The organism is Streptomyces sp. NPDC017448 (assembly GCF_044330565.1).
Classification (GTDB): domain Bacteria; phylum Actinomycetota; class Actinomycetes; order Streptomycetales; family Streptomycetaceae; genus Streptomyces.
On the sequence record NZ_JBIRLM010000001.1, the window covers coordinates 73,004 to 95,462 of the forward strand.

18 protein-coding genes are annotated in these 22,459 nt (G+C 72.2%); 9 read left to right on the forward strand and 9 right to left on the reverse strand.

All coding sequences use genetic code 11. The annotated features are described in order from the left end of the window. The first annotated feature begins 35 nt into the window (after positions 1-35). A complete protein-coding gene (locus ACH4K1_RS00240) occupies positions 36-2,861 on the forward strand; it encodes a glycosyl hydrolase (RefSeq protein ID WP_398084788.1) in 2,826 nt (941 codons plus the stop codon). A 228-nt stretch (positions 2,862-3,089) separates the two neighbouring features. On the opposite strand, the gene ACH4K1_RS00245 is transcribed toward ACH4K1_RS00240, so the two are convergent. Beyond that, complete coding sequence (locus ACH4K1_RS00245) at positions 3,090-4,133, reverse strand: LacI family DNA-binding transcriptional regulator (RefSeq protein ID WP_398084791.1); 1,044 nt, start codon at positions 4,131-4,133, stop codon at positions 3,090-3,092. A 311-nt stretch (positions 4,134-4,444) separates the two neighbouring features. Here ACH4K1_RS00245 and ACH4K1_RS00250 point away from each other — a divergent pair, with 311 nt between their 5' ends. Both ACH4K1_RS00250 and ACH4K1_RS00255 read left to right on the forward strand, forming a co-directional pair. Next, complete coding sequence (locus tag ACH4K1_RS00250) at positions 4,445-4,687, forward strand: hypothetical protein (RefSeq protein ID WP_228989552.1); 243 nt, start codon at positions 4,445-4,447, stop codon at positions 4,685-4,687. Further along, positions 4,677-4,943 (forward strand): hypothetical protein, encoded by a 267-nt coding sequence (locus tag ACH4K1_RS00255; protein WP_398084794.1) that lies wholly within the window; start codon positions 4,677-4,679, stop codon positions 4,941-4,943. The genes ACH4K1_RS00250 and ACH4K1_RS00255 overlap by 11 nt, the downstream gene beginning before the upstream one ends. A 171-nt stretch (positions 4,944-5,114) precedes the next feature. Here the strand turns inward: ACH4K1_RS00255 and ACH4K1_RS00260 are convergent, their stop codons facing one another. Next, positions 5,115-5,468: a PRC-barrel domain-containing protein gene (locus tag ACH4K1_RS00260; protein ID WP_398084797.1), complete on the reverse strand. Its 354-nt coding sequence runs from the start codon at positions 5,466-5,468 to the stop codon at positions 5,115-5,117. Between the two features lie 328 nt (positions 5,469-5,796). On the opposite strand from ACH4K1_RS00260, the gene ACH4K1_RS00265 reads away from it, so the two are divergent. After that, positions 5,797-8,373, forward strand: coding sequence for an ATP-binding protein (locus tag ACH4K1_RS00265; protein ID WP_398084800.1), 2,577 nt, complete (start codon positions 5,797-5,799; stop codon positions 8,371-8,373). Here ACH4K1_RS00265 and ACH4K1_RS00270 read toward each other — a convergent pair. Then, positions 8,339-8,791, reverse strand: a complete 453-nt coding sequence (locus tag ACH4K1_RS00270) for a response regulator (protein WP_398084803.1) — start codon at positions 8,789-8,791, stop codon at positions 8,339-8,341. The genes ACH4K1_RS00265 and ACH4K1_RS00270 overlap by 35 nt on opposite strands. Continuing rightward, positions 8,788-10,599, reverse strand: a complete 1,812-nt coding sequence (locus tag ACH4K1_RS00275; protein ID WP_398084808.1) for a PP2C family protein-serine/threonine phosphatase — start codon at positions 10,597-10,599, stop codon at positions 8,788-8,790. The genes ACH4K1_RS00270 and ACH4K1_RS00275 overlap by 4 nt, the downstream gene beginning before the upstream one ends. A gap of 446 nt (positions 10,600-11,045) precedes the next feature. Between ACH4K1_RS00275 and ACH4K1_RS00280 the strand changes: the two genes are divergently transcribed. Next, positions 11,046-11,657, forward strand: a complete 612-nt coding sequence (locus tag ACH4K1_RS00280) for a Uma2 family endonuclease (RefSeq protein ID WP_398084811.1) — start codon at positions 11,046-11,048, stop codon at positions 11,655-11,657. Positions 11,658-11,669: 12 nt separating this feature from the next. On the opposite strand, the gene ACH4K1_RS00285 is transcribed toward ACH4K1_RS00280, so the two are convergent. The 3 genes from ACH4K1_RS00285 to ACH4K1_RS00295 form a co-directional block, all read right to left on the reverse strand. Beyond that, the gene (locus ACH4K1_RS00285) at positions 11,670-12,326 is read right to left on the reverse strand and encodes an NADPH-dependent F420 reductase (RefSeq protein WP_398086524.1); all 657 of its coding nucleotides are present in this window, start codon (positions 12,324-12,326) and stop codon (positions 11,670-11,672) included. Between the two features lie 581 nt (positions 12,327-12,907). Further along, positions 12,908-14,056 carry a MarR family transcriptional regulator gene (locus tag ACH4K1_RS00290; RefSeq protein ID WP_398084814.1) on the reverse strand — a complete coding sequence of 383 codons (1,149 nt, stop codon included), beginning with the start codon at positions 14,054-14,056 and terminating at the stop codon, positions 12,908-12,910. Positions 14,057-15,749: 1,693 nt separating this feature from the next. After that, entirely contained in the window at positions 15,750-17,108 is a 1,359-nt protein-coding gene (locus ACH4K1_RS00295; protein ID WP_398084817.1) for a hypothetical protein, read from the reverse strand. 137 nt (positions 17,109-17,245) lie between these two features. Between ACH4K1_RS00295 and ACH4K1_RS00300 the strand changes: the two genes are divergently transcribed. The 4 genes from ACH4K1_RS00300 (at position 17,246) to ACH4K1_RS00315 (ending at position 19,183) form a co-directional block, all read left to right on the forward strand. Continuing rightward, positions 17,246-17,482, forward strand: coding sequence for a hypothetical protein (locus tag ACH4K1_RS00300; RefSeq protein ID WP_398084820.1), 237 nt, complete (start codon positions 17,246-17,248; stop codon positions 17,480-17,482). A 207-nt stretch (positions 17,483-17,689) separates the two neighbouring features. Then, entirely contained in the window at positions 17,690-18,034 is a 345-nt protein-coding gene (locus tag ACH4K1_RS00305; protein ID WP_398084821.1) for a hypothetical protein, read from the forward strand. Positions 18,035-18,186: 152 nt separating this feature from the next. Next, on the forward strand, positions 18,187-18,654 hold the full coding sequence (locus tag ACH4K1_RS00310) for a hypothetical protein (RefSeq protein WP_398084824.1): 468 nt from the start codon (positions 18,187-18,189) through the stop codon (positions 18,652-18,654). A gap of 355 nt (positions 18,655-19,009) precedes the next feature. Further along, positions 19,010-19,183 carry a hypothetical protein gene (locus ACH4K1_RS00315; protein ID WP_398084827.1) on the forward strand — a complete coding sequence of 58 codons (174 nt, stop codon included), beginning with the start codon at positions 19,010-19,012 and terminating at the stop codon, positions 19,181-19,183. Positions 19,184-19,304: 121 nt separating this feature from the next. Here ACH4K1_RS00315 and ACH4K1_RS00320 read toward each other — a convergent pair whose 3' ends face one another. Together ACH4K1_RS00320 and ACH4K1_RS00325 are read right to left on the reverse strand one after the other, a co-directional pair. After that, entirely contained in the window at positions 19,305-20,432 is a 1,128-nt protein-coding gene (locus tag ACH4K1_RS00320) for a hypothetical protein (protein ID WP_398084830.1), read from the reverse strand. 394 nt (positions 20,433-20,826) lie between these two features. Further along, entirely contained in the window at positions 20,827-22,410 is a 1,584-nt protein-coding gene (locus ACH4K1_RS00325; protein WP_398084833.1) for a PTS transporter subunit EIIC, read from the reverse strand. Between the last annotated feature and the right edge of the window lie 49 nt (positions 22,411-22,459).

Below are 22,459 nucleotides of genomic sequence, written 5' to 3' on the forward strand. Positions count from 1 at the left end.
ACTTGAGAGCGCTCTCGAACGCGCTCTCTCCCCCCATGATCGAGGTGCTGCTCGTGCGAACCTCCCTCTCCCGACCCGCTTTCCGCACCACTCCCAGACCTGTGGCCGCGACGCTCCTCGCCGTCGCCGTGGCCGCCGTGGGCCTGGGGCCCGCCGCCTCCCCCGCCGCCGCCGCCACCCTCCCCGCCGGCGCCGGCAGCTACACCGACTCCCGCCCCGCCGGCACCTCGGGCCCGACCACCAACACCGGCGCGCCCGTCACCCCGAAGCTCACCACTGCCGCGCGCGACAAGCCGGTCCCGACCAACGACTGGTGGTCCTCGCTCGCCTTCCAGCGCTACGGCGACAACCCGTACAGCACCCCCATGTACGGCCACCCGCTCACCTACCAGGCCAAGGCGTCCGGCCTGGAGGTCGGCTACCCGACCACGCCCGCCATCGTCGGCGACGGCCGCCAGTACGAGTACGCCCACAAGGCCGACCTGACCGTCGGGCTGAGCGGGCTGAACTCCCCGGACACCAAGGCCGACGCCTGGTCCGACTGGACGGTCACGCCCTACTGGGCCGACGGCTCCCGCACCTTCCGGGCCACCATCGGCCACGGCATGCCCTTCGTGTACGCCAAGGGCTCCGGTGGCGACGCCCGCGTCACCACCGCCTCCACGCCGACCGTCTTCTCCGACCAGGGCAACGTCCTCGGCATCACCGTCGCCGGGCACCACTACGCCCTCTTCGCGCCGAGCGGCAGCGACTGGAACGTCTCCGGCACCGCGATCACGGCCGGGCTCGGCGGGAAGGACTACTTCTCGCTCGCCGTGCTGCCCTCCCCGGACGCGCTCGCGACCTACCGGAAGTACGCCTTCAGCTTCGTCACCGGCTCCCAGGTGGCCTGGCAGTCCACCGGCGGAACGGTGAAGGCGACCTACAGCCTGACCACCGAGGCCAAGGAGGGCACCGAGCGCTCCACGCTCCAGGCCCTCTACCGCCACCAGTGGCTGCACACCACGGACGCGCTCACCCCGTACACGTACGTATCGCCGCGCGGCACGATGAAGGTGCGCGAGTCCGCTTCCTTCACCACCAGCCAGAAGAACAACGGGGTCGTGCCCGCCCTGCCCGCCTCCAGCGGCGTCGACAAGGCCCGGCTGACCGGCTACCTCAACGAGGTGGCGAACGCCGCCGACCCGTTCTCCGGCGCCTCGGACACCTACTGGACCGGCAAGGCGCTCGGCCGCCTCGCCCAACTGGTGCCCGTAGCCGACCAGATCGGCCAGACCGCCACCCGCGACAAGCTCCTCGGCCTGATGAAGGGCCGGCTCCAGGAGTGGTTCACGGCGGGCGGGCCCAGTGAGTTCAGCTACGACAAGGACTGGAAGACCCTCACCGGCTACCCGGCCTCCTACGGCAGCGACACCGAACTCAACGACCACCACTTCCACTACAGCTACTACGTGTACGCGGCGGCGATCATCGCCCAGTACGACCAGGCGTGGGCCGCCGACCCGGCCTGGGGCACGATGGTCAAGCACCTGATCCGCGACACCGCCAACCCCAGCCGCACCGACTCCGCCTACCCGTTCCTGCGCGGTTTCGACGTGTACGCGGGCCACAGCTGGGCCTCCGGCCACCAGGGCTTCGCGGCCGGCAACAACCAGGAGTCCTCGTCGGAGTCCATCAACCTCAGCGCCGGGCTCGTCCTGTGGGGCGCGGCCACCGGTGACAACGCGCTGCGGGACCTGGGCAGTTACCTGCTGACGACCGAGTCCGAGGCGATCACCCAGTATTGGTTCGACGCGAACCAGCAGGTCTTCCCCGCCTCCTTCGGCCACGACACGGTCGGCATGGTCTGGGGCAGCGGCGGCGCGTACTCCACCTGGTGGACCGCCAACCCCGAGGAGATCCACGGCATCAACGTCCTTCCCGTGACCGGCGGTTCGCTCCACCTGGCCCGGGAGAAGGCGGCCATCAAGCGGAACATCGCCGAGATGGAGCGCGAGAACGGCGGACCGGCCCAGGAGTGGCGCGACCTGCTCTGGGAGTTCGAATCGCTCTCCGACCCGGCGGCGGCCAAGGCCAAGTGGGACGGGGTGAACGGGAACTACACCCCCGAGCAGGGCGAGTCCAAGGCGCACACCTACCACTGGCTCTCCACCCTCGCCTCCGTCGGCGCGCCCGACATGGCGGTCAGCGGCGACCTGCCGACCTCCGCGGTCTTCTCGAAGGACGGCGTCCGCACCTACACCGCCCACAACCACGGCTCCACCGCCCGCACGGTCACCTTCTCGGACGGCAAGACCCTGTCCGTCCCCGCTCGTTCGACCGCCACGAGCACGGGGCCCGGCGGTACCGACCCGGGCCCGGGGGAGCCCGGCGAGCCGTCCACCGGGAACACCTTCCGGCTGAAGTCCGGGGGCCTCCTCACCACCTCCACCACCGACCCGGCGGGCGTGGACACCATCGCGTCGGCGGACGGCGTCAACCGGGACGGCACCCCGTACCGTCCGAACGTCTACGAGGTCAAGAAGGTCAACGGCAAGGTCGCCGCGGGCGCGGCCACCGCGTTCCGCCTCCGGGTGGACGCGGGCACGAAGGTCGGCCTCGCCCCGCAGGTCCGGGTCAGCTACGACCTGACCGGCGACGGCACGTTCGACCGGGCCGAGACCTTCCGCTACTTCGCGACCGACCCGGTCAACGGGTGGGAGGAGTACACCCAGGCGTCCGGCACGAAGGCCGTCACCGGAAGCCTGGGCGAGCTGAGGAACGGAACGGTCCGGCTGGAGATCTGGAACGCGCTGGGCAACGGCACGTCCCAGGTGCAGACCGGCACGGACGCGGCGGTCCTCAGAATCCCGTACGTGTAGGTCCTGTGCGGGACGGCATCCCGTACGCGTAGAACGACGGCGTACGGGCACGATCGGTGCGGCGGGTCTCCGGCTCCTCAGGGCGGCGGCCCGCCGCACTCGTGTCCGCGCACCCGTGTCCGCCGGGCCGCACCCGGCCAGGGGCCCCGGGCCCTCTCCCTCGGCGTCCGGTGTCCGCCCGGTCGGGGGAGGGCCCCTCAGGCGGAGGGCCCTCTCAAGGGCGCCCCCTCAGGCCGAGGCGCGGCGCACCAGGGTGGTCGGGGTGATCACCGACTCCGGGGCCTCGCCGTCGCCCGTACGGTCCCGGTCCAGGGCGCGCAGCAGCAGCCGGGCCATCAGCCGCCCCTGGCCCTCGACCTCCTGGGCCACGGTCGTCAGCGGCGGATCGGTCTCCGAGGCCACCGGGTCCATGTCGTCGAACCCCACCAGCGCCACCTGCTCCGGCACCGCGATCCCCCGCTCGCGCAGGACCCGCAGCGCGCCCGACGCCATCAGGTCGTTGGCGGCGAACACCGCGTCCAGGTCGGGGTGGCGCTCCAGCAGCTCCGCCATGGCGCGCGCCCCGCTCTCCACCGTGAACGCGCCGTCCGCGACGAGCGTGGGGTCCGCGCCCGGCAGCACGTCCCGGTAGCCGTCGAGGCGGTCCACCGCCGAGGTCTGGTCGGCGGGCCCGGCGATGTGCGCGATGCGCTTGCGTCCCAGGTCGCGCAGGTGGCGCACGGCCAGCCGCGCCCCGCCCCGGTTGTCCGCGTCGACGTACGGGACGGCTTGGTCGCCCGGGTCGGCGGTCCAGCTGGGGCGGCCCCCGTACACCGCCGGAATGCCCGCCCGCCGGGTGATCGCGGGCACCGGGTCGTCGGTGTGCAGGGAGAAGGCGAGCGCCCCGTCGACGTGTCCGCCCGCCAGGTAACGCGCTATCCGGTCGAAGTCCCCCGGCCCCTCCACCAGCAGCAGGACGAGCTGGGTGTCGTGGGCGGTCAGCTCCTTGCTGATGCCGCGGATCTGCTGGGAGAAGAAGGGGTCCGAGAAGAACCGGGTCTCGGGCTCGGCGACGACGACGGCCACCGCCCCGGTGCGCCGGGTGACGAGGGTCCGCGCCGCGTGGTTCGGGATGTACCCCAGCTCCTCGACCGCCTGGAGCACCTTGTCCACGAGCGGCTTGCGGACGCCGTCGCCCCCGTTGACGACCCGGGAGGCGGTGGCCCGGGAGACCCCTGCGCGCGCGGCGACGGCTTCCAGGGTGGGCCGGGATCCGCGGGACTGCTCGGGCAATGCGGTCGCTCCTTGTCGACGGGGCGGCGATACGCGGGCGGGTGCGGGGTGCGCAGCGGTGCGCGGGGCGGTGCGTGTGCTCGGTGTCGTCGCCGGACCTCCTACAGCCTAGCGCCGGGTGCCGACCACGTTGAGAGCGCTCCCAACCGCCCTGCCCGGGGTGCCGGGAAGCGGCGGGGCGAGCGCCGTTGCGGAGAGGGTGACGGTCGGTAGCGGTGAGGAGGTTGCCGGAAGTGCGCCTCTTCCGGGCGACCTGCGCGTTGGACACGCTGGGTATGCATGTCCATCACGCAGAGTGGAAGGTGTGCGGCATGGAAGCGATGGAGCGGCGCAGGACGGCGGCCGAACGGGTGCGGACGGCGGAGGACGCCGTGGAGCGGTTGAAGGCGGGGTTCGCGGGGCTCGGGGTGAAGCTGCCGTCCCTGCGGGTCGATCCGGTCTCGTGCGCGGGCGACGAACCCACGCCCCTGGTCGACCTGGGGCGCTGCAACATCGACACCGCGCTGCGGCTGTGCGAGGTGCTGGCGGAGAAGGAGAGCGGTCATGACGGGTGAGGAATGCGCACCGGGTGCTTCCGGGGCGGGTGCTCCCGAGACGGGTGCGCCCGGGGTGGGAGCGTTCGCGGTGGACGCGCGGGACGGCCGGGTCGGCCGGGTGGTCGGCCGGGCCGGGCCGACCGTACGGTTGCGGCCGCCCGGGGGCGGACCGGAGTGGGAGTGCCCGTCCGACGCGGTGCGGCCGGCGTCCCCGGGCGTGGTGCTCAGGGCCCGGGTGGCGGAGGCCAACAGGGAGAGTCAGCTGCCGCGTTGAGGCGGGCGCGCCCGGTGCGGAGGCGACGCGACGCGGCGGGAGGCGCGTGCGCCGCGTCGTCCGGAGGGCTGAGCCGGGTCGTGCGCCCGGCGCCCCGGACGGACGCGCGGGACGGCGGAGCCGACCCCTCCTCGGGGCCGGGCCCGCCGCCGTTCGTGGGCGCGCGCCGGATCACACGATGCGGAACGCCATGTAGTACGCGGACAGTTGCTCGTGGTAGGCCGGGTCCTCGGTCTGCTGGTGCCGGTCGAACTCCGGGGAGTCCTTGACCTGCTCCTTGGTGAGGTCGACGTAGACCTTCCGGTCCTCGGTGTCGATGCGCTTCACCGTGCCGGCGGGGAGCAGGACGTCCTTGCCGAAGATCCAGACGCCGGTGTCCACGAGCAGATAGGCCGAGCCCACCTCTTCGGAGTGCTTGTCGACCTTTCCGATGCTGCCGTCGGTCGCCTCGACCGAATAACCGGTCAGGTCGATGCCTGCGATATGACCGCTCGACGGCGGGTAGCCCCACAGGGAGTCGCTCATTGTGGCTCCTTTCGCGACGCCGCTCAGCTCGTTCTCTGCGGCGGACCATCGATATGGCCTTGATATCTCCGCTGACCTCCGTGTGCCCGTGAAGGGACGGCCCACACCTCGGCGGCGCCCCGGAGGGAGCGGGGCGGGCAGGGGTGGGACGGAAAGGAGCGCGGTGGATAGAGGCACGGGATGGAAAGGAGCGGGAAAGGAAGGCGCACGCCGGTTCCCGGTGTTTTCGGGCGCGGAAAATACGCGGCTGATTTCCGCCCCGACCGGTCGCCGCCGACCGGAACCGGAATGGTAGGAAGGGCTGACCCCGAAGGACGGAGAACAGACGGTGTCCGATGACGTACGGGGTTGGCTGACCCCGAGGGCGGTCGCGGCCGAGGCCGGTGTCAACCAGGAGTTCGACCTCTCGCAGTGCGTGCGCGAGCCGATCCACCTGCTGGGCGGCGTCCAGTCGTATGGGGCGCTGATCGCCGCGCGGCTGGACGACGCGGTCGTGGACACCGTGAGCCGGAACGCGGCGGACGTGCTGGGCCGGGCGGCCGGGGAGCTGCTGGGCCGTCCGCTCACGGAGCTGATCGGCGACGAGCAGTGGGCCCTGGCCCGGGAGAGCACGTCGGTCCTGGAGGCCGCGGTGGACCCCGCCTCGCCCGGGGCGGACCCGGACGGCGGTGCGCAGGACGGGCCCGCCTCCGCCGGTGTGCTGTCCCTGACGGTGGGGGGCGAGGGCGGGCCCCGGACGTACGACGTGACCGTGCACCGCAACGGGGACCTTCTGGTCCTGGAGTTCGAACCCCGTTCCGGGGGCGGGCCGTTCGTGTTCCAGAACTTCTACCCCAAGGTGCGGCGGGCCCTGCAGAAGCTCCAGGGGGCGTCCGACGTCACCGCGTGCTGTGCGGCCGCGGTCCGCGAGGTCCAGGCGCTCACCGGGTACGACCGGGTGGTGGCGTACCGCTTCGACGGCCGCGACGGGCCCGGCCAGGTGATCGCGGAGGCACGCGTCGAGGGACGTGAACCCTGGCTCGGGCTGTGGTTCCCGGCCGTCGACATCCCGCCGCAGGCCCGCCGCCTCTACGCCCGCAACTGGATCCGGGTCATCGGCGACGTGGACGACCGCACGGTGGGGCTCGTCCCCGAGCTGCGGGAGGAGACGGGGCAGCCGCTGGACCTCTCGGCGTCCGTGCTGCGCACGGTCTCCGGCTACCACCTGGAGTACCTGCGCAACATCGGGGTGGCCTCCTCCATGTCCGTATCGCTGCTGCACGACGGGGAGTTGTGGGGGCTGATCGCCTGCCACGGCGACGAGCCGAAGCGGCTGACGCCCGAAGTGCGGGCGGCGTGCGAGTTCTTCGGGATCGCGCTCTCCCTGCAACTGGCCGCCGTCGCCGGGCGCGAGGAGGCGGACGAACTGGCCCGCAGCCGGCGGACGCTCGCCACGCTGCTGGCCCGGTCGGCCTCCCTGGCGCCGGACGCGTTGATGCGCCCGGGGTCCGGAACGGCGGAGCTGCTCGACGCGGACGGGGCGGTACTGCTGCGGGGCGCGGAGACGCTGACGGTGGGCGATCCCGTGCCCGAGGCGCTGCCCGGCCTGCTGGCCCGGCTCGCACGGGAGGCGCCGGTCGGGGAGGTGTGGAGCACCGACCGGCTCCCCGAGGTGCTGGGCCTGGAGCGGGAGCAGGCGGAGGAGGCGGAGGAGCGGGGGGTTCCCGCCGGGCTTCTCTTCCTGCCGTTCAACCGGGAGGGCGACCTGCTGGCCTGGTGGCGCCACGAACAGCCCGCGCCCCGGGAGTGGGCCGCTGACCCGGCCCGCCCGGTGCGGACGGGGCCGGGCGGCGAGCGGCTGACCCCGCGCGGTTCGGCGGCGGTCTACCGGGCGACCGTACGGGGGCGGAGCGCCCCGTGGAGCCCGGCCCAGCGGATGGTCGCCGCCGAGCTGTGGCGGGAGGTGTCGGGGCTGCTGTCCCGGCAGGTGGTGGAGTTGGAGGCGCGGAACACGGAGCTGTCCCGGACCAACGAGGACCTGGACTCGTTCGCGCACGCGGCGGCCCACGACCTCAAGGAGCCGCTGCGGGGGATCTCCAACGCCGCGGCGTTCATCGTCGAGGACGCCGGAGCCGTACTGGACACGACGTCCCTGCGCCGCCTGACCACCGTGCGGCGGCTCGCGGAGCGCATGGACGGGCTGCTGGACTCCCTGCTGCACTTCTCCCGCCTGGGACAGGTGGGCCTGGTGCGGGAGACGCTGTCGGTGGACGAGGTGCTGGACGACGCGCTGGAGGTGGCCGGGGGGCGGCTCGCCGAGCGCGGGGTGACGCTGGTGCGCCCGGCGGCCCTGCCCCGGCTGCGGGCGGACCGGGAGCGGCTGCGCGAGGTGCTGGAGAACCTGCTCGTGAACGCGGCCAAGTACGCGGCGGACGAGGGCACGGGGGAGCGCCGGGTGTGGATCGAGGCGGTACGGGTTCCGGCGCCGGCCGAGGACGGTACCCGCGGAGAGGGCGACGGCGGCACGGACGCGGGCACGGGCGGCGGCGGGAACGCGGGCACGGGCGGCGGCGGGAACGCGGGCACGGGCGGCGGGAACGCGGGCACGGGCGGCGGCGGGAACGCGGGCACGGACGCCGGTACGAACGCCGGTACGGTGACGGCTCTCGTCGTCCGGGACAACGGCATCGGCATCCCGGCCGGGCAGCAGGCGGACGTCCTCCAGCTGTTCCGGCGGTTGCACCGCCGCGACGAGCGGGGCGGCGGTTCGGGCGTCGGCCTCGCCGTGGTCAAGCGGATCGTGGAACGGCACGGGGGCCGCCTGTGGCTGGAGAGCCCGGCTGCCGCACCGGACCCCGACTGCGGCGGCGGTCCGGGCACGGCCGTCTGGTTCACGCTGGGGGAGCAGTCCGAGGAGGGCCGGTGACCTGGGGTGCGTCCGCCTCGCGCGGCAGCCAGAAGTCGACCGCTCCCTGGAGGACGGTCCGGAACAGCTCGAAGTTGACCGGTTTGTAGATGTAGCTGTCCGCGCCCGCCGCGTAGCAGGCGTCCTCCTCGGCGGAGGCCGTGGAGGAGGTGAAGACGACCACGGTCAGCGACGCGAACGCCGTGTGGGCGCGCAGCTGCGACAGCAGCGTCAGGCCGTCCACGCCCGGCATGTTGAGGTCGAGGAGCAGCAGGTCCGGGGTCCGGGCGGCCGGGTCCAGGAGGCGCGGGAGCACCGCCTCGCTGCGCGGGGCGAACTCCAGGTCCACCAGGGGGCGCGAGCGGGACAGGGCGCGCTGGATGGCCTCGGTGTCCTCCTCCGAGTCCTCGACCACCAGGATCAGTCCGTCACCGGTCATCGCGTCGCCGCCTGTTCGAGCAGGGTGTCCAGAAGGTGGGGGCCCTCGGAGGGCGGGACGCCGTTCCAGCGGGCCACGAGCAGGGCGATGTCGTCCTGCCCGGAGGCGCGGAAGGCCCTGGCCTGCCGGGCCAGGGTCTCCGCGATACGGGCGGCGTCGCCGCCGCGCAGGGCGGAGAGGCGCTGCGGCAGGACGCTCTCGAAGAACGTGCCGTCCGCCTCCCGCGACTCCGTCAGCCCGTCGGTGAACAGCACGAGGGCGTCGCCGGGGCCCAGGGAGTCCTCGTGGCTCTCGTACGCGACGTCGTCCAGGACGCCGAGGAGCAGGCCGCCGGAGACGATCTCCCCGGTGGAGCCGTCCGCGCGGAGCACCAGGGGGCGCGGGTGGCCGGCGCTGCACGTGGTGAGCAGGGCGGTGCCGTCGGGGCGGGGCGCCATCGTCACGACGACCGCGGTGAGGAAGCGGCTCGCCCCCTCCTGGCGCAGCGCCCGGTTGAGGCGGCTCAGGGCGGTGCCCGGATCGGTGCCCTCCTCCAGCAGGGTGCGCAGGGTGTGCCGGGCCAGCCCGGTGAGGGCGGCGGCCTCCGCGCCGCGCCCGCAGACGTCGCCGATGAGCACGGCGAGGCTGCCGTCGGGGCGGACCACGGCGTCGTAGAAGTCGCCGCCCACGTCGAGCATCGGGTCGCCGACCTCGTAGCTCGCCGACAGGTCCCACCCGGGGGTGGCCGGAAGCGTCGAGGGGAGCAGGTGCTCCTGGAGCGAGAGGACGGCGTGGCGGCGCATCTCGTACAGCAGGGCGTTGTCGATGGCGAGGGCGGCGCGGGAGGCGAGGCTGTCGAGGAAGGCGCTGCCGGGCAGCCGGTCCTCGGCGCGCTGGTAGACGAAGGCGATGGTGCCCACGACGCGGCCGCGCGCCCGCAGGGTGCTGACGCTGACCACCGTGGGGTGCCGGCCGGCCGGTCCCGACCCGGCGGGGCCGGACACGGCGAACGGAGAGCCTTCGAGGGCGGCGCCGCTCAGGAAGACCGCCTGGTCGGCGTCGTCGCGGCGGTCGAGCAGGGCCGCCAGCCACGGGTCGTCGCGGCCCACGGCCTCCAGTGCGCGCTGCTGCCGGACGGCCACGTGGGTGGCGGCGACGAACTCGGGCCCGTCCTGGCGCAGCAGGTGGACGAGGCATCCCTCCGCGACGGCCGGGACCGCTATCCGGGCCACCCGTCTGAGGGTGTCCTCGATGTCGAGCGACGAGTCCATCTGGAGCGACGCCTCGGCGAGCAGCGCGTCGGAGGCGGCCCGGCGGGCCTCGCGGCCGCGCTGGAGGATGCCGGTGTGGCAGGCGACGATGACGTCGACGGCCTGCGCCAGGCGGCGGGCCACCTCTTCCGTGTCGGCCGAGGGGTCCACGGCGAGGCTGAGGGCCGCCCAGCCGCGACGGTCCAGCCGGAACGTGCACGCCACCACGGCGGCCCCCGGCGACTGCCGCAGGAACTCCGCCTCCGGCCACGCCCCCTCGTCGAGGTCGGCGACGGCGGTCCGGACCACGACCGGCTCCCCGTCGGGTTCGCGGGCGGCGGCCCCCGGCATCGAACGGGCCGCCGCGACGATCACCGGGGTGTCGCTCCCGGCGCTGAGGGCCCGCATGTACCGCAGGGTCGCGTCCTCGTCCCATCGGGTGCCCACGACGAGGTGGACGCCCGGGGTGGCGAGGAGCGGCGCGTAGACGTCGTCCGCCAGCGCGCCGACCTCCTCGGCCCGCGAAGCGGCCTGCCAGAGCCGGTGCAGCGCACCGGACCAGGCGTCGTCGTCGCCCATGCTCCCGCCTCCGCTTCCGTGGCTTTCGCGTCTCCACGGCCAGTATGACCGGAGGGTCGGACTCTCATACGTGGAGCCGGGGGCCGTACGGGGACCGCTCCGGCCGTTCGGCGGCGGCCCGGGGCCCTGGGTGTTACGGGTGCGGACCGGGGGCCCTGGGTGTACGGGCGCAGCCCGGGGGCCCTGGGTGTTACGGGTGCGGGCGCGCGGGACCGGACCGTCGCCGGGGCTTGAGGGGGCGGGGCGGAGGGGCGGACCGTCGGAGTCGCCGGTTTCCCCTCCACCGCCCGGTTCGAGAGCGGCGGGGCGCAGGGGGCCCGAGATGCGCCCCGGGGCGTGCTGCCTGCGCGGGGCCACTCGTCCGTGGGACGCTGGGGGAGAACGGCCGGCGGCCGTGACCCCCGGATCTAGCCTGCTCGGCAAGGCCACGGAAGAAGGGACCCGCGATGACCGCAGCGTTTGTCGAGAACGGCCAGGCATCGGATGGGCGCGCGTGGGACTACCTCCTGCAGACATGGCGTGAACTGGACGTGCCCGAGGGATGGCGCGCCGAGATCGACGAGGGGCGGATCGTTTTGGTACCGCCGCCGCACGCACATCACAACGGCATTGCTGCCAAGGTTCAACGCAGGCTCTACGCGACGCTGCCCGAGGATCTGGAGGTCTACCAGACCCTCGGAATCCACATCGCGCCCCTCGGCAGGCTGTACGTCCCCGACCTGGTCGTCATGCCCACCGAGCTGATCGCCGCCGCCGATCCGGAGACCAGCGACCCGATGGACGCTTCGGAGGCGCTGCTCGTCGTCGAGATCACGTCGCGCGGCAACGCCCGGGAGGACCGGACCAAGAAGTACCGCGCCTACGCCCGCGCGAGCATTCCGATGTACCTGTTGATCGATCGGTTCGACACCCGGGGGCCGATGGCCACCCTGTTCTCCGAGCCGAACGAGGACGGCACCTACAAGCACACGGACGCGGTGCCGTTCGGCAAGCCGCTGACGGTGCCGTCCCCGTTCGACGTCGAGCTGCCGACGGGGGAGTTCCCGGCGCCCGCCTGAGACGTGGCGCGATCACGGGCGGGCGACCACCTTGATGTTGAAGGTGTGGGATCCCACCCCGCCCGCGATCCCCATGAACAGGAACGCGAAGTGCTCCTGCCCGCGCGCGGTCGTGATGCCGCCGATGTCGAGCTGGGAGGAGACCGGCCAGCCGAGGTCGGTGAGCAGCTTTCCGGTGGTGGCCTTGGCCCCGGGGTCGTCACCGGAGAGGAAGACGGTGCCCGGTTCGGTGAGGTCGCCCGGCGCGACCATCGTGGTCGCGTCCATGGTGCAGAGCGTCTTGACGACGGGGGTGAGCGGGAACGCCTCCTGGATCAGTTCGCCCAGGCTGCTGTTGGGGTGGGTGAGGGCGCTGAAGTCGTCGGAGAGGCCGACCCCGACATCGATCAACACCGTGCCGGCCAGGGCCGGCGCCCCGATGGAGCGGAGCAGGTCCAGGGAGACGCCGCCGGGGGTGGCGTTGACGAGGACTTCCGCGTGCGCTGCGGTCTCGTCCAACCCGGCGACGGGCAGACCGAGTTCGCCCCGCTCCCGTGGATGACGCGATCCGAGGAGGACGTCGTGCCCTGCGGCGCGCCAGCGGTGGGCCAGCGCGCGGGCGACATTTCCGGTGCCGAGCAGTCCGATTCGCATGAGGGCGACGCTAGTTGGCGGGGCGGGCGGGCGTATCGGGCCGAGGGCGGGGGCGCACCGGACCGAAGACGGGGGCGCACCGGCACCTGAGACGTAGTCCACCGGTCACCGGGCGGGGCGAGCGGGGTGGGGCGGGCCGGGCGACCGTGTTGGGGGCATCCCGCGCGCGGGGACCACAAGGCCCTCGAACTCGGACGGATCATCGCGCCGGGACCACCCCCGCACGTGCGGGGACCACCCGAACTCCCCATGGTCGGCGACGCGCCGCCCGGGACCACCCCCGCACGCGCGGGGACCACCTTGACCACCTGGCGGACCTTGCGGACGTCCAGGGACCACCCCCGCACGCGCGGGGACCACAGTTCGTGACCTGCGGGTTTAGGCGGCGGGGAGGCAGTTTTTACTTACTTCTTGAGAAACCGGCATATCTGGCTCTCTGCTACGAAAAGGTCACGGGCGTGGTTCGGTCAGTGCCATTCTGCCCGCTGTCGCCGTGGCCGGTCTGGCTTCGGCGTAAGAGGCGGACTCCGCGTCCCGGAAGTGCAGTCCTGGGCGTGCGTTGTGGACACCTGACCTGCCCCCGGGGTATGGCGGCGGGTCGATCTGCTGGTCGGGGTTCACACGGGTTTGAGGAGGGTGCGGAGGGTGGCCATGTGGGCTTTGACGGCGGCGATTTCGGCGGTGGTGGGTGTGGTGTCGGCGGATCCGTTGTGGGTGTGGTGGCAGGGGTGGCAGAGGCCGTCCGGGAGCGCTTCCGCCGGGCCGGGGCGGCCACACGTCGTGCATTCCATGAGGATGCGGCGGGAGGGAGCGGGGGCTTCGGAGGCCGGTGACATGGTTCCCGCCGTAGGGAGCTGGGGCGGCATCTTGTCGGTGAGGCGGTGACGGAGGAGTCCGGCGGGGGAGTCGATCTGTTCGGGCAGCCCTGCGGTGAGGACGTTGGTCAGGTAGTCGACGCTGACGCCTCGGGCGAGCCATCGCGTTGCGAGGGGTTCGAGGGTGGCGCAGTCGTTCGCGGAGAGTGCGAGGCGGTGGTCGTCGCGGCCGAGGCGGGCCAACGCCAGGTAGGCGGGGGAGGGCTCCGGCCCGGTGGCTGCGCGGAGGGCCGCCGGGACTTCACCAGGGGCGGGTGGCGGGGGCGTCGGGGTGACAGGGGCTGCGGACACCGCGCCTCGTGAGAGCGGCCCTTGCTTGGTGTGCTGGGGCTGGGGGGCGTCGGAGGTCGGAAGCGGGGTGCGTTGCTGGGGGACGTCGGTGGGGTCAGGGGCCCATTCCGCGGTTGCGTCGTCCGACTGCGCGGGCGGCTTTGGGGGTTCCTCGGCGGTTGCCCCGGGCGTCGGGGGCTCCACTGTCGGGGCCCACGGCGGCGGGGGCGCGTCGGAACGGGGCGTTTCCGGCCCGGCCGGGGCAACCGCCTGTACGGCGTTTTCGGTGGCGAGGTAGGTGTTCCACCACTCGTTGTCGCGTGCGGTGCGGGACCAGAACGTGCGGTAGACCCAGCGGACTTGCTCCCCGTCTCCGACCGGGCACCGTACGCGGCGCAGGTGGCCGGCGACGGAGAGGCTGGACAGGGAGGTTCCGATCGCCTGTTGTCCGTACAGGGGCAGTTGCTTGGCTAACTGCTTCACGCTCATCGCCGCACCTTCGGGGAGATGGTCGATGAACCCGGCCACGTACCGCTCACGGGTCGGAAGTAGAGCGAAGTCGTCTCGCGATCGGGGTTGTTGGCCCGGGGCCGAGCGTTTGCCGTAGCCCGGATTGGCCATCGGGTAGGCGTGTGGGGCTGCTGGAGCGGGCGGGGCGGGGCTAAGGTGCTGAGTAGCCACGGGATCGGCTTTCTTGGTTGACGATCTTGCGGTGAGACCCTGGCCCGGTGGTTGCTACACCGTGTCGGGGTCGTTTAGTTCTCGCACCGTAGACAGTCGTCACGCTGCGCCGCAAGCCGTCACCATTAGTCATACTTGCTGGCCGCGACGGGGAGGGGAGGGTGGGGAGGTTTTCCTTAACCCCCTTATTTCCCTACCGGTTAAAGAAGGCGCTCGGGTCTCGGGGTTCGTATCCCGACACCTGGGACACGGGCCCCGAGCTTCGGGCCCGCACCCCCTTCCCGTACTTCGAACGAGTGACCTGCCCCGCCCGAAGCCCGGGGCTCGGATCCCGAAACCCGGGCCCCGAAACTCGGGTTCCGGGCTGTCAGAGGAGATGGCGGTTGGGGGCCTGTGCGGCGCTCGCGTACTCGGGTAGTGCAAGGACCGCTACTCCGGCGGCTTCGAAAATCGCACTGCCTTCCGCACCCGCGACGAAGGTGGCGGGCTCGCTCCAGGCGGTGACCACGCGGCCCAGGCCGGCGTCCTTTTTCCGACGCACCTCCACGGGGCCACCCCCGCGTGCGCGGGGACCACGCGCAGACGTGGTACCTGGAAACGACGACCATGGGACCACCCCCGCACGCGCGGGGACCACCCGCATTTGCGGAGGTGTTCCCAGTCTTTTTAGGGACCACCCCCGCACGCGCGGGGACCACCCACGCGGGCCCCGGCAGGAAGGACCCATCATGGGACCACCCCCGCACGCGCGGGGACCACAGCGCGGTCGCCGCCGTACGGGCCCGCTCCGAGGGACCACCCCTGCACGGGCGGGGACCACGTGGCGCCGCCGGGCCGGGTCGCCACGATCGAGGGACCACCCCCGCACGCGCGGGGACCACAGTTCGTGACCTGCGCGTTTAGGCGGCGGAGCGGCAGTTTTTACTTACTTCTTGAGAAACCGGCATATCTGGTCTTCCGTTACGAAGCGGTCAAGCGCATGGTTCAGTCGGTGCCATTCTGCCCGCTGCCAGTTTGGTTGGTCCGGCTTCGGCGTAAGAGGCGGGGCTCCACCTCTCGTAGGGCGTGGTCCCGGTCGGTGCGCACGCCGCGAGCGAGCCATGCGCTTCCGAGAGGCTCGAGGGCCGCGCAGTCGTGAGTGGAGAGGGCGAGACGGTTGTGGTCGCGGCCCAGGCGGGCGGCAGGACATGCAGGCGAGGCACGCTGTCTCCAAAAGGTGTGCTGAGGGGCAGACAGGTTGCAGGACGATGCAGTCGAGCGGAACGCGGCGACGTCGTCCTTGTTGCCCGCAGGGGCCGGGCCGGACTGCCGGGCGGGCGCACTCGTTCGAACTTGTGCGGCCTGGTGCCGGGCCGGGGGCCGGGATGAGGCGAACAGGTCCATCGGCCCGCACGTCGCGCCCCGGTCACTACGGAACCGGCCTGATTCGTAGCACTTGCGTGGTGTCGAGGCCGGGGTGCGTCAGACAGCCGCATGTCGTCCAGCGCCTCCTCGAAACGGGGCGGCCACCCGGCACGCAGGGAAGCGGTGCGTCCGCAGAGGAGCGAGCGAACGCCGACCGTGCTTCGCGTGACGGGGTTTGCCGCATTCCGGCATGGGGGGCGACGGGGTCGCCCCGGTTTCCGGATGGGTGTCATGCGGCCTTGAGCCGGGCCACTGCCTGGATGCGGTCCTGGAGCTTGCGTACGGCAGCCGAAGGTCGTGGTGTGCTCAGGCTGCGCAGCTTGTCGAAATGCTCGTCACCTCGTGCTGTCGACAGCCCCTCGTAGTCGTCGAGGAAGCGACCCCACGATGCGCATGCCTCTTCCACGTGCCCGTACTCGTGCTGTCGCTGCGCCAGCACCGCGTTCGCATGAAGCCTTCCCTGTCGCTCCAGAGGGGGCATGACCCGGATGGAGGACCGAAGTGCCTTGATGGAGGCCGCGAGTTCGCGCGATTCGTAGTGCACATGGGACACGTGGAAGAGGAACGCGGCCTGGTCGTACCCGCCCACGGCGTCCCGCCGGGAATCCGCCTGGGCCAGGGCTGTTTCCGCTTCTTTGAGCCGTGCGATCGCTCCGTGCCGATCACCCACCATGGCCGAAGCGTGAGCCTGCTGTCCACGCAGGAACGCAACGAGTCGCGGGCCCGCCTGGGGGGCCGCCTCGGCTGCTGAATCGGCGTAGTCCAGCGCCTTTTGTCCATACCGCAGGTGGGATGCCTGCAAGCTCATGCCGCGCAGGGTGCGGCTGTAGGTGAGCTGGTCACCCGACTCCTGAGCCAAGTCCAGCGCCCGCAGGTAGTAAGTCTGGCCGAGCCCGTGGGCGCGTTCGTACATCGCCATCCAGCCAGTGAGATACGTAAGGTCCGACGCGGCCGAAAGCATGTCGCGATGAACCTTCTCCGAGGCGGCGGCGCGCAAGTAGCCCGCGACTGTATTCACCATGAACGCGGCGGCCATCGGCCGGGCGTGCCCACCCCCCAGTTCATCGAGGATATCGGCGATCTTGCCCGTCATCCGGCGGACGGTCTCGACTTCTCCGGGACCAATTCTGCCGGTCGGCCGGGTGAAACGGTCGCGATCATCAGCATCCGCAGCGGAAGTGAGAGCAGAAAAGGCTGGAACGGTGAGGGCGGCGGAGTACAGGCCAGTGGTCAACAGTTTGCGGCGGGAGGGGTTCATGTCTTCCTTCCCCAGGTTGATCAGGGACTCCACGGTGTCGCGCCGAGATCCGCTCCGGCCGCCTTCCGGCGGTTGCAGCCCTGCTTCCGCATAGGTCACCGGCCGCCCCAGCCGGCGTTCGAGAACGGCCAGAATCACGGCTCTCACCTGTGGCTTCGGCTGTGTCCCCTGTTTCCACTGAGACACGGAGGGCTGCTTGTAGGCCAGAACCAGTCCAGCCTCAGCACCCACACGATTCACAGCGCGGGCGAATTTGGTTTCCGAGTATCCGGCCTGCTCAAGCAGGGTGCACAGTTCTTGGTTACGCCGTGCTCCTGGCTCTGCGACCATCCCAACCCCTAGGGCTTATGGATCTTATGATCCGGCGTCCTCTCAACGGTACCGGGCAACGTGGCTCGCACGGTTAGCTCAGCGTGCACGAACGAGGTGCACGGATGCAATCAAGCAAGTTCCCACGAGGGTGAAAAATGGAACAGAAAGCGAGTTCGCTGCCGAGGGTCGGCACGCTCGTGGTGGACACGGGCCGCTCCGATGGCGTGGGCGCCTTCCGTGGAGTCGCTGGTCCGTACTGGTCGTTGCGGCCCGTGTGCGGTGGTGTCGAGTGGGAGGCGGTGCCCGAGCGCGTGCGGCCTGCGACGGATGCTGAGCGTCTGCGTGCTCAGATCGCTCGTGTGAACGCCCGAAGCCGGGGCGAGGTGCTGTGACCGAACAGCGCTGGGTCCCCTGCAACCTCGCTGCGTACGGGCGTTGTTCCCCGGCGTGCTCGTGCGGGATGCGCCGTGTCGAGCCGGCCCGTATCGAGGCCGACCCCGCTTCCCTGGGCGCGGTCGGCGGCATGTTCTGACGACTTCTCCCGTGCGTGGCCAAATGAGGCCCGGGCGGGCGGTACCCACAGAGAGATGGATCGCGTGATGCTTCACCGCAACCCCGTGGATGGACTGGTCGTATGCGATCCGGTCGGCCCCGAGTACTTGGACGACCCGGACCGGGATGTGGCGGTGGAGGCCGGTGTCCGGCTCGTCAACGCGCTGCTGCGGTTCGGCGTGAACCTGGAGCAGGTTTCGGCCGAGAAGGTCTGTCACGCCTGCACCGACGTCAAGGACGCCTACCGCATCACGCTGGGCGTCTTGGCCGTGGACGAGACCCGTGCGATGGCGGCTCAACTCGAATCGTTCGCCCTGGAGTTCGAGCGGATGCGGGAACTGCTGTGTTCCCTCCCGCCCGGTCGGTCCGACACCGGAGAGGGTTTCTCCTGATCGGACACGTCACGGCAGGGAGCGTGCCCCGCGCGGGTGCCGGGCGACTGCCTGGCGCGGTGAGGGGGCGGGGCCTGCCGACGTACTGGCCCACGTACGCGTCGGCGGGGCATCGCGCTGCGCCGGCATAGACGAAAGAGATCCGACTCACCGTGCTGCAATGCACTGCCGTCACCGCCCTTCCGCCCCACCAAGCACTCGCAGCTCTCGTGGGCATGGAAGGAGGCCCCGACGACGCGGGCGATCTTCTTGGCGACCATCCTTACGTGCTCTGCGAGTTGGGCGAGCATGGCGAGGCGATCGAGCATGCCGCGCGCCTGTGGACCGCTGAGACTCAACCGCCCGCAAGCCTGTGGTTTCTGTGGACCGACAGTGCGGGCGGCCACCGCGTCCACCACCGGCTCGTCACCCTGCCCCTGTGCCCCGTCCGCATCCACCACGTCAGAGAGAGCTACCGGCAGTGGTGCGGCCTGTACGACGGCCACCCCGGCAACCACAGCTTCCACATCACAGACCCCCTGCGCGACGCCCACCACGCACAGATCCGGAGCGACGCCGAGCGGGCGCACGGAAGCGCCACCGATGACCCCGGCCCCCACGGCGACTGCGACGAGCGCTGACCCCTTGGGGATCATCCGTGTCGGGAGGTTCGGCCCCCCCGGCGTCCGCGACCGCCGTACAGGCGCGGGAGGCGCTTCAGGCGCACTTGGACGGCCGCAGCGGTGAGGGCGGCTGCCGGGATGCCGCAGGTCGGCTGCGGGCGCTGCCGCCCCGGCCCGACGACGTGTCCGTTCACGTCTCCGGGCGAAGCTGGTACGTCCGACCGGCCCACCAGGGGGCCCGGGTCTTCGCGGGCGACACCGTCCACACCTTCCGCCGCCCCGTCGCCCCGTCGCCGCCGAACCGGTCGGGCCGCAGCCCCCGAAGCCGCGCGGGAAGTGGCGGGCGGCGGCGGCCGACGCCGGGCCCGGCCAGATGCGCGGGCAGGTTCTCGGCTTCGTCGTGGGTGCCCTCGGCGGTGCGTCCGTCCTCGTCTCCGGCGGCGCCTCCGCGGGCAGCCGGCTCTTGGGGCCGGTCCTCGTCGCGGCCGGGGTCGCCCTCGTGTTCAACCGGGCGATCCGCGCGAAGCTGGGCGGGCCCAGGAGCTGAGCCCGGACCCACCGGGTGGATCCGGGCTCAGCTCGGTGCCGGCCCCCTGCCGGAGGCTGGTGTCAGCCCCTCACCGCTGCCCCGGTGTGGAGCGCGGTCACCGGGTGGCCAAGGAGTGTGCTCAGTGGTCGCCGTGGTCGCCGTAGCCGTAGTCCGGCTCGTGGCTGGGTCCGGGCTTCGTCGGCGTGGGGCTGGGCGTCGGGGGCTTGGTGGCCGGCGGCTGCGTCGGCGGGAGGGTGATCGGGGGGACCGTGACGGGCGGGACGGTGACGGGAGGGACCGTGACCGGCGGGATCGTGATGGGCGGGTCGGTCACCGGCGGCACGGTGATGGGCGGCACGGTGACCGGGGGCACGGTGATGGGCGGGATGGTGATGGGCGGTTCCGTGGGCGGAGGCGAAGTGACCGGTGGCGGCGAAGTGACCGGCGGTGAGGTGGGCGGGGGTGTCGTGACCGGCGGTGAGGTGGTGCCGTCGCAGGTGACGTCCACGTGCCCGAGCTCCACGTCGACCAGGGGCCCGTCGTACAGCTCTTGGCCCTCTTCGTCGCGCAGGACGCCCGAGATGGTGATGTCGAGGCCGGCGCGGGCGGAGCTCTGCGGCTGGTAGCCGCCGCCCGAGGGATCCTCGACCTGGTCGTACTGGATGGTGAGGGTGGCCGTGCTGACGCCGGCGGCGCCCAGTTCCGCTCCTGTGACCTCGATCTGCGTCGTACCGGTGGGCACCCGGCGTCCCAGGACGCCGATGGTGTTGGAGTCGGTGCGCGCGTAGGCCAGGGCGAGCGGGCCGATGGGAGCGGGGATGCACTCGGCGTAGGCGTCCAGGGACCCCACGGCGAGGAAGTCCCGCTCGTTCAGCGACAGGGTGAACCCGGACGCCTGCGCCTGGGCCCAGTTCCTCGCGGCCTCGGCGTTCGTTCTGACCACTGCCTGGCCGCGTACGGTCAGGTAGTTCAGGACCCCCGACGGGTCGGAGAGGTCTCCGTTGTCGAGCCCCCCGTTCGGAGGGGAGCCGGCGGTGCCGAAGACACCGTTGAAGGCGTCCAGTCCGGCCGCGGGTACGTCGGAGATGGTGAGGTCGGCCAGGACGCTGGTGGCCACGTCGCCGTCGGCGGCCCGGGCGCCGGTGCTGGTCACCGTGAAACCGGCGGCGGTCAGGGTCGCGGCCGCGGTGACGGCCAGCGCGGCACGGACGGCGGACCGTCGTACGTCGCGGCGCACGCCAGGGGGGAGGGGCAGGGTTTTCGGCATGCAGTAATGGGAGCGGACCGATGCCGCGAGGCGGGGGATTCACCGCCGAATAGGTGTGTTGCGCGGCGCCGCTCCCCGGGCGGCCACGCTCGTGGCCCGGTGGAGCCGCCCCGTGCGGTGCTCGGAACCGCCTTGTCGCGAAAGTCGAACGGATGAGGCTTCGCTGCTGCGTCGGGGTGAAACCGTCGCTGCGCTGTGCCTTGTGCGCGGACGAACCGGTGCGGCGGGACACGCAACCGGACGGGTCCGGACGGGTCAGGACGGGTCAGGGCCGGGGCGTGCGGGGCTGGGGGGCGGGACGGGCTTCTGGGTCCCGGGGCCGGACACAGGTGAGTCCGGACCCGCCGTGCGGATCCGGGCTCACCTCGGTCTCGGCCCCCTGCCGGGCCCGGCGTCAGACCCCCGCCGGAGCCTTCGCCGGGTCGGAGCCCGGGTCCCGGCGGTCCGGGTGGTCCGGGCCGGTCGCCGTCGGGGCCGAGGGCGTGCCGCCCGTCGCGGCGACCGTGGACCGGGACGGTTCCTGGGAGACGTTGAACTCGGCCAGCAGCTCCTTGCCGAAGCCGAAGAAGTACGTGGCCAGGAAGCCGGCGACGTACCCCACCAGCAGGCCGCCCCCGTAGATCGCGATCGTGGAGCCCAGGCCGTGGTTGCCGTCCAGGAGCGGGAACAGGGCCCAGCCGGACGGGCCGATGGCCGTCGAGCCGACCGTGTCGCCGAGCTGGTTGAACAGGCCGATGAACCCGCCGCCGAAGGCCCCGCCGACGCACGCCGTGATGAACGGGCGGCCCAGCGGGAGCGAGACGCCGTAGATCAGGGGCTCGCCGACGCCCAGCAGCCCCGCCGGGAGCGCGGACTTGATCGTGCGGCGGATCGACTCGTTGCGGGGGAGGCGGAAGTACACCGCCACCGCCGCGCCCACCTGGCCGGCCCCCGCCATCGCCAGGATCGGGAGCAGGACCGTGTAGCCCTGCTGCTCGATGAGCGTCGTGTGGATGGGGATCAGCGCCTGGTGGAGCCCCAGCATGACCAGCGGGAGGAACAGGCCGCCGAGCACGAAGCCCGCGCCCGCGCCGCCGGTGGACAGCAGCCAGTCCGCGAACGTCCCGATCGCGGACGAGACCTCTCCCGCCACGTACATCAGGCCGAAGATCGTCACCAGGCCGGAGATCAGCACCGTCAGGGTCGGGGTGACCAGGACGTCCAGGGCCTCCGGCACCCAGCGGCGGCACCACTTCTCCACGTACACCGCCAGCACCGCCGCGCCCAGCGCGCCGAGCACCCCGCCCTGGCCGGGCGAGAGCGTCTGGCCGAAGGCGTCGATGTTCGCGACGCCGGGGAAGACGATGATCGCGGCCACCGCACCGCCCAGGATCGGCGTGCCGCCGAACTCCTTCGCCGTGTTGTAGCCCACGAACACCGCGATCAGCGCCATGAAGCCGGACGCCATCGCCGCCAGCGCGGGCGTCACGGCGGGCAGCCACTCCAGGTTCACCAGCAGGCCGTTGAGGCCCGCGATGATGCCGCAGCCGATGAGGGCGGGGATCAGCGGGACGAAGATGTTGGCGATCTTCCGCAGGAACAGCTTGAACGGGGTGGCGTTCTTCGCCTTCCGCTCCGCCCTGATCGCGGCGCCCTGGGCCGCCAGCTCCTCCGCCGTGGCGGGAGCCGCGCCGGGCTCGGGGGCCGGCGCGGGCGCTGCGGCCGGGGCGGCCTCGCGGCCCTCCTCGACCAGCTGCTCGAACTCCGGGGTGACGCGGGCGACCGTCCCCGGACCCAGCACGATCTGGTACGTGTCGTCCTCGACGACGCCCATCACGGCGGGCAGGGCCTTCAGCGCCTCGTCGTCGACGAGGGACCGGTCGTGCAGCCCGAGCCGGAGCCGGGTCATGCAGTGGGCGACGGAGGCGACGTTCGCCGCCCCGCCGACGAGCGGCAGGATCGCGGCGGCGGTGGCGCGGTTCTTGTCTTCAGTGGCCATGGTGCTCGGTGCCTTGCTGTGCGGGGGGTGGGGGGTGCCCCTGGGGTGG

What these genes read in the sequence shown, in the direction of transcription:
- ACH4K1_RS00290 (WP_398084814.1), bottom strand. Translation starts at nt 14,056, where the DNA reads ATGGCCAATCCGGGCTACGGCAAACGCTCGGCCCCGGGCCAACAACCC.
- ACH4K1_RS00315 (WP_398084827.1), top strand. Translation starts at nt 19,010, where the DNA reads ATGCGCGGGCAGGTTCTCGGCTTCGTCGTGGGTGCCCTCGGCGGTGCG.
- ACH4K1_RS00300 (WP_398084820.1), top strand. Translation starts at nt 17,246, where the DNA reads ATGGAACAGAAAGCGAGTTCGCTGCCGAGGGTCGGCACGCTCGTGGTG.
- ACH4K1_RS00325 (WP_398084833.1), bottom strand. Translation starts at nt 22,410, where the DNA reads ATGGCCACTGAAGACAAGAACCGCGCCACCGCCGCCGCGATCCTGCCG.
- ACH4K1_RS00305 (WP_398084821.1), top strand. Translation starts at nt 17,690, where the DNA reads ATGCTTCACCGCAACCCCGTGGATGGACTGGTCGTATGCGATCCGGTC.
- ACH4K1_RS00250 (WP_228989552.1), top strand. Translation starts at nt 4,445, where the DNA reads ATGGAAGCGATGGAGCGGCGCAGGACGGCGGCCGAACGGGTGCGGACG.
- ACH4K1_RS00320 (WP_398084830.1), bottom strand. Translation starts at nt 20,432, where the DNA reads ATGCCGAAAACCCTGCCCCTCCCCCCTGGCGTGCGCCGCGACGTACGA.
- ACH4K1_RS00260 (WP_398084797.1), bottom strand. Translation starts at nt 5,468, where the DNA reads ATGAGCGACTCCCTGTGGGGCTACCCGCCGTCGAGCGGTCATATCGCA.
- ACH4K1_RS00280 (WP_398084811.1), top strand. Translation starts at nt 11,046, where the DNA reads ATGACCGCAGCGTTTGTCGAGAACGGCCAGGCATCGGATGGGCGCGCG.
- ACH4K1_RS00275 (WP_398084808.1), bottom strand. Translation starts at nt 10,599, where the DNA reads ATGGGCGACGACGACGCCTGGTCCGGTGCGCTGCACCGGCTCTGGCAG.
- ACH4K1_RS00295 (WP_398084817.1), bottom strand. Translation starts at nt 17,108, where the DNA reads ATGGTCGCAGAGCCAGGAGCACGGCGTAACCAAGAACTGTGCACCCTG.
- ACH4K1_RS00255 (WP_398084794.1), top strand. Translation starts at nt 4,677, where the DNA reads ATGACGGGTGAGGAATGCGCACCGGGTGCTTCCGGGGCGGGTGCTCCC.
- ACH4K1_RS00240 (WP_398084788.1), top strand. Translation starts at nt 36, where the DNA reads ATGATCGAGGTGCTGCTCGTGCGAACCTCCCTCTCCCGACCCGCTTTC.
- ACH4K1_RS00270 (WP_398084803.1), bottom strand. Translation starts at nt 8,791, where the DNA reads ATGACCGGTGACGGACTGATCCTGGTGGTCGAGGACTCGGAGGAGGAC.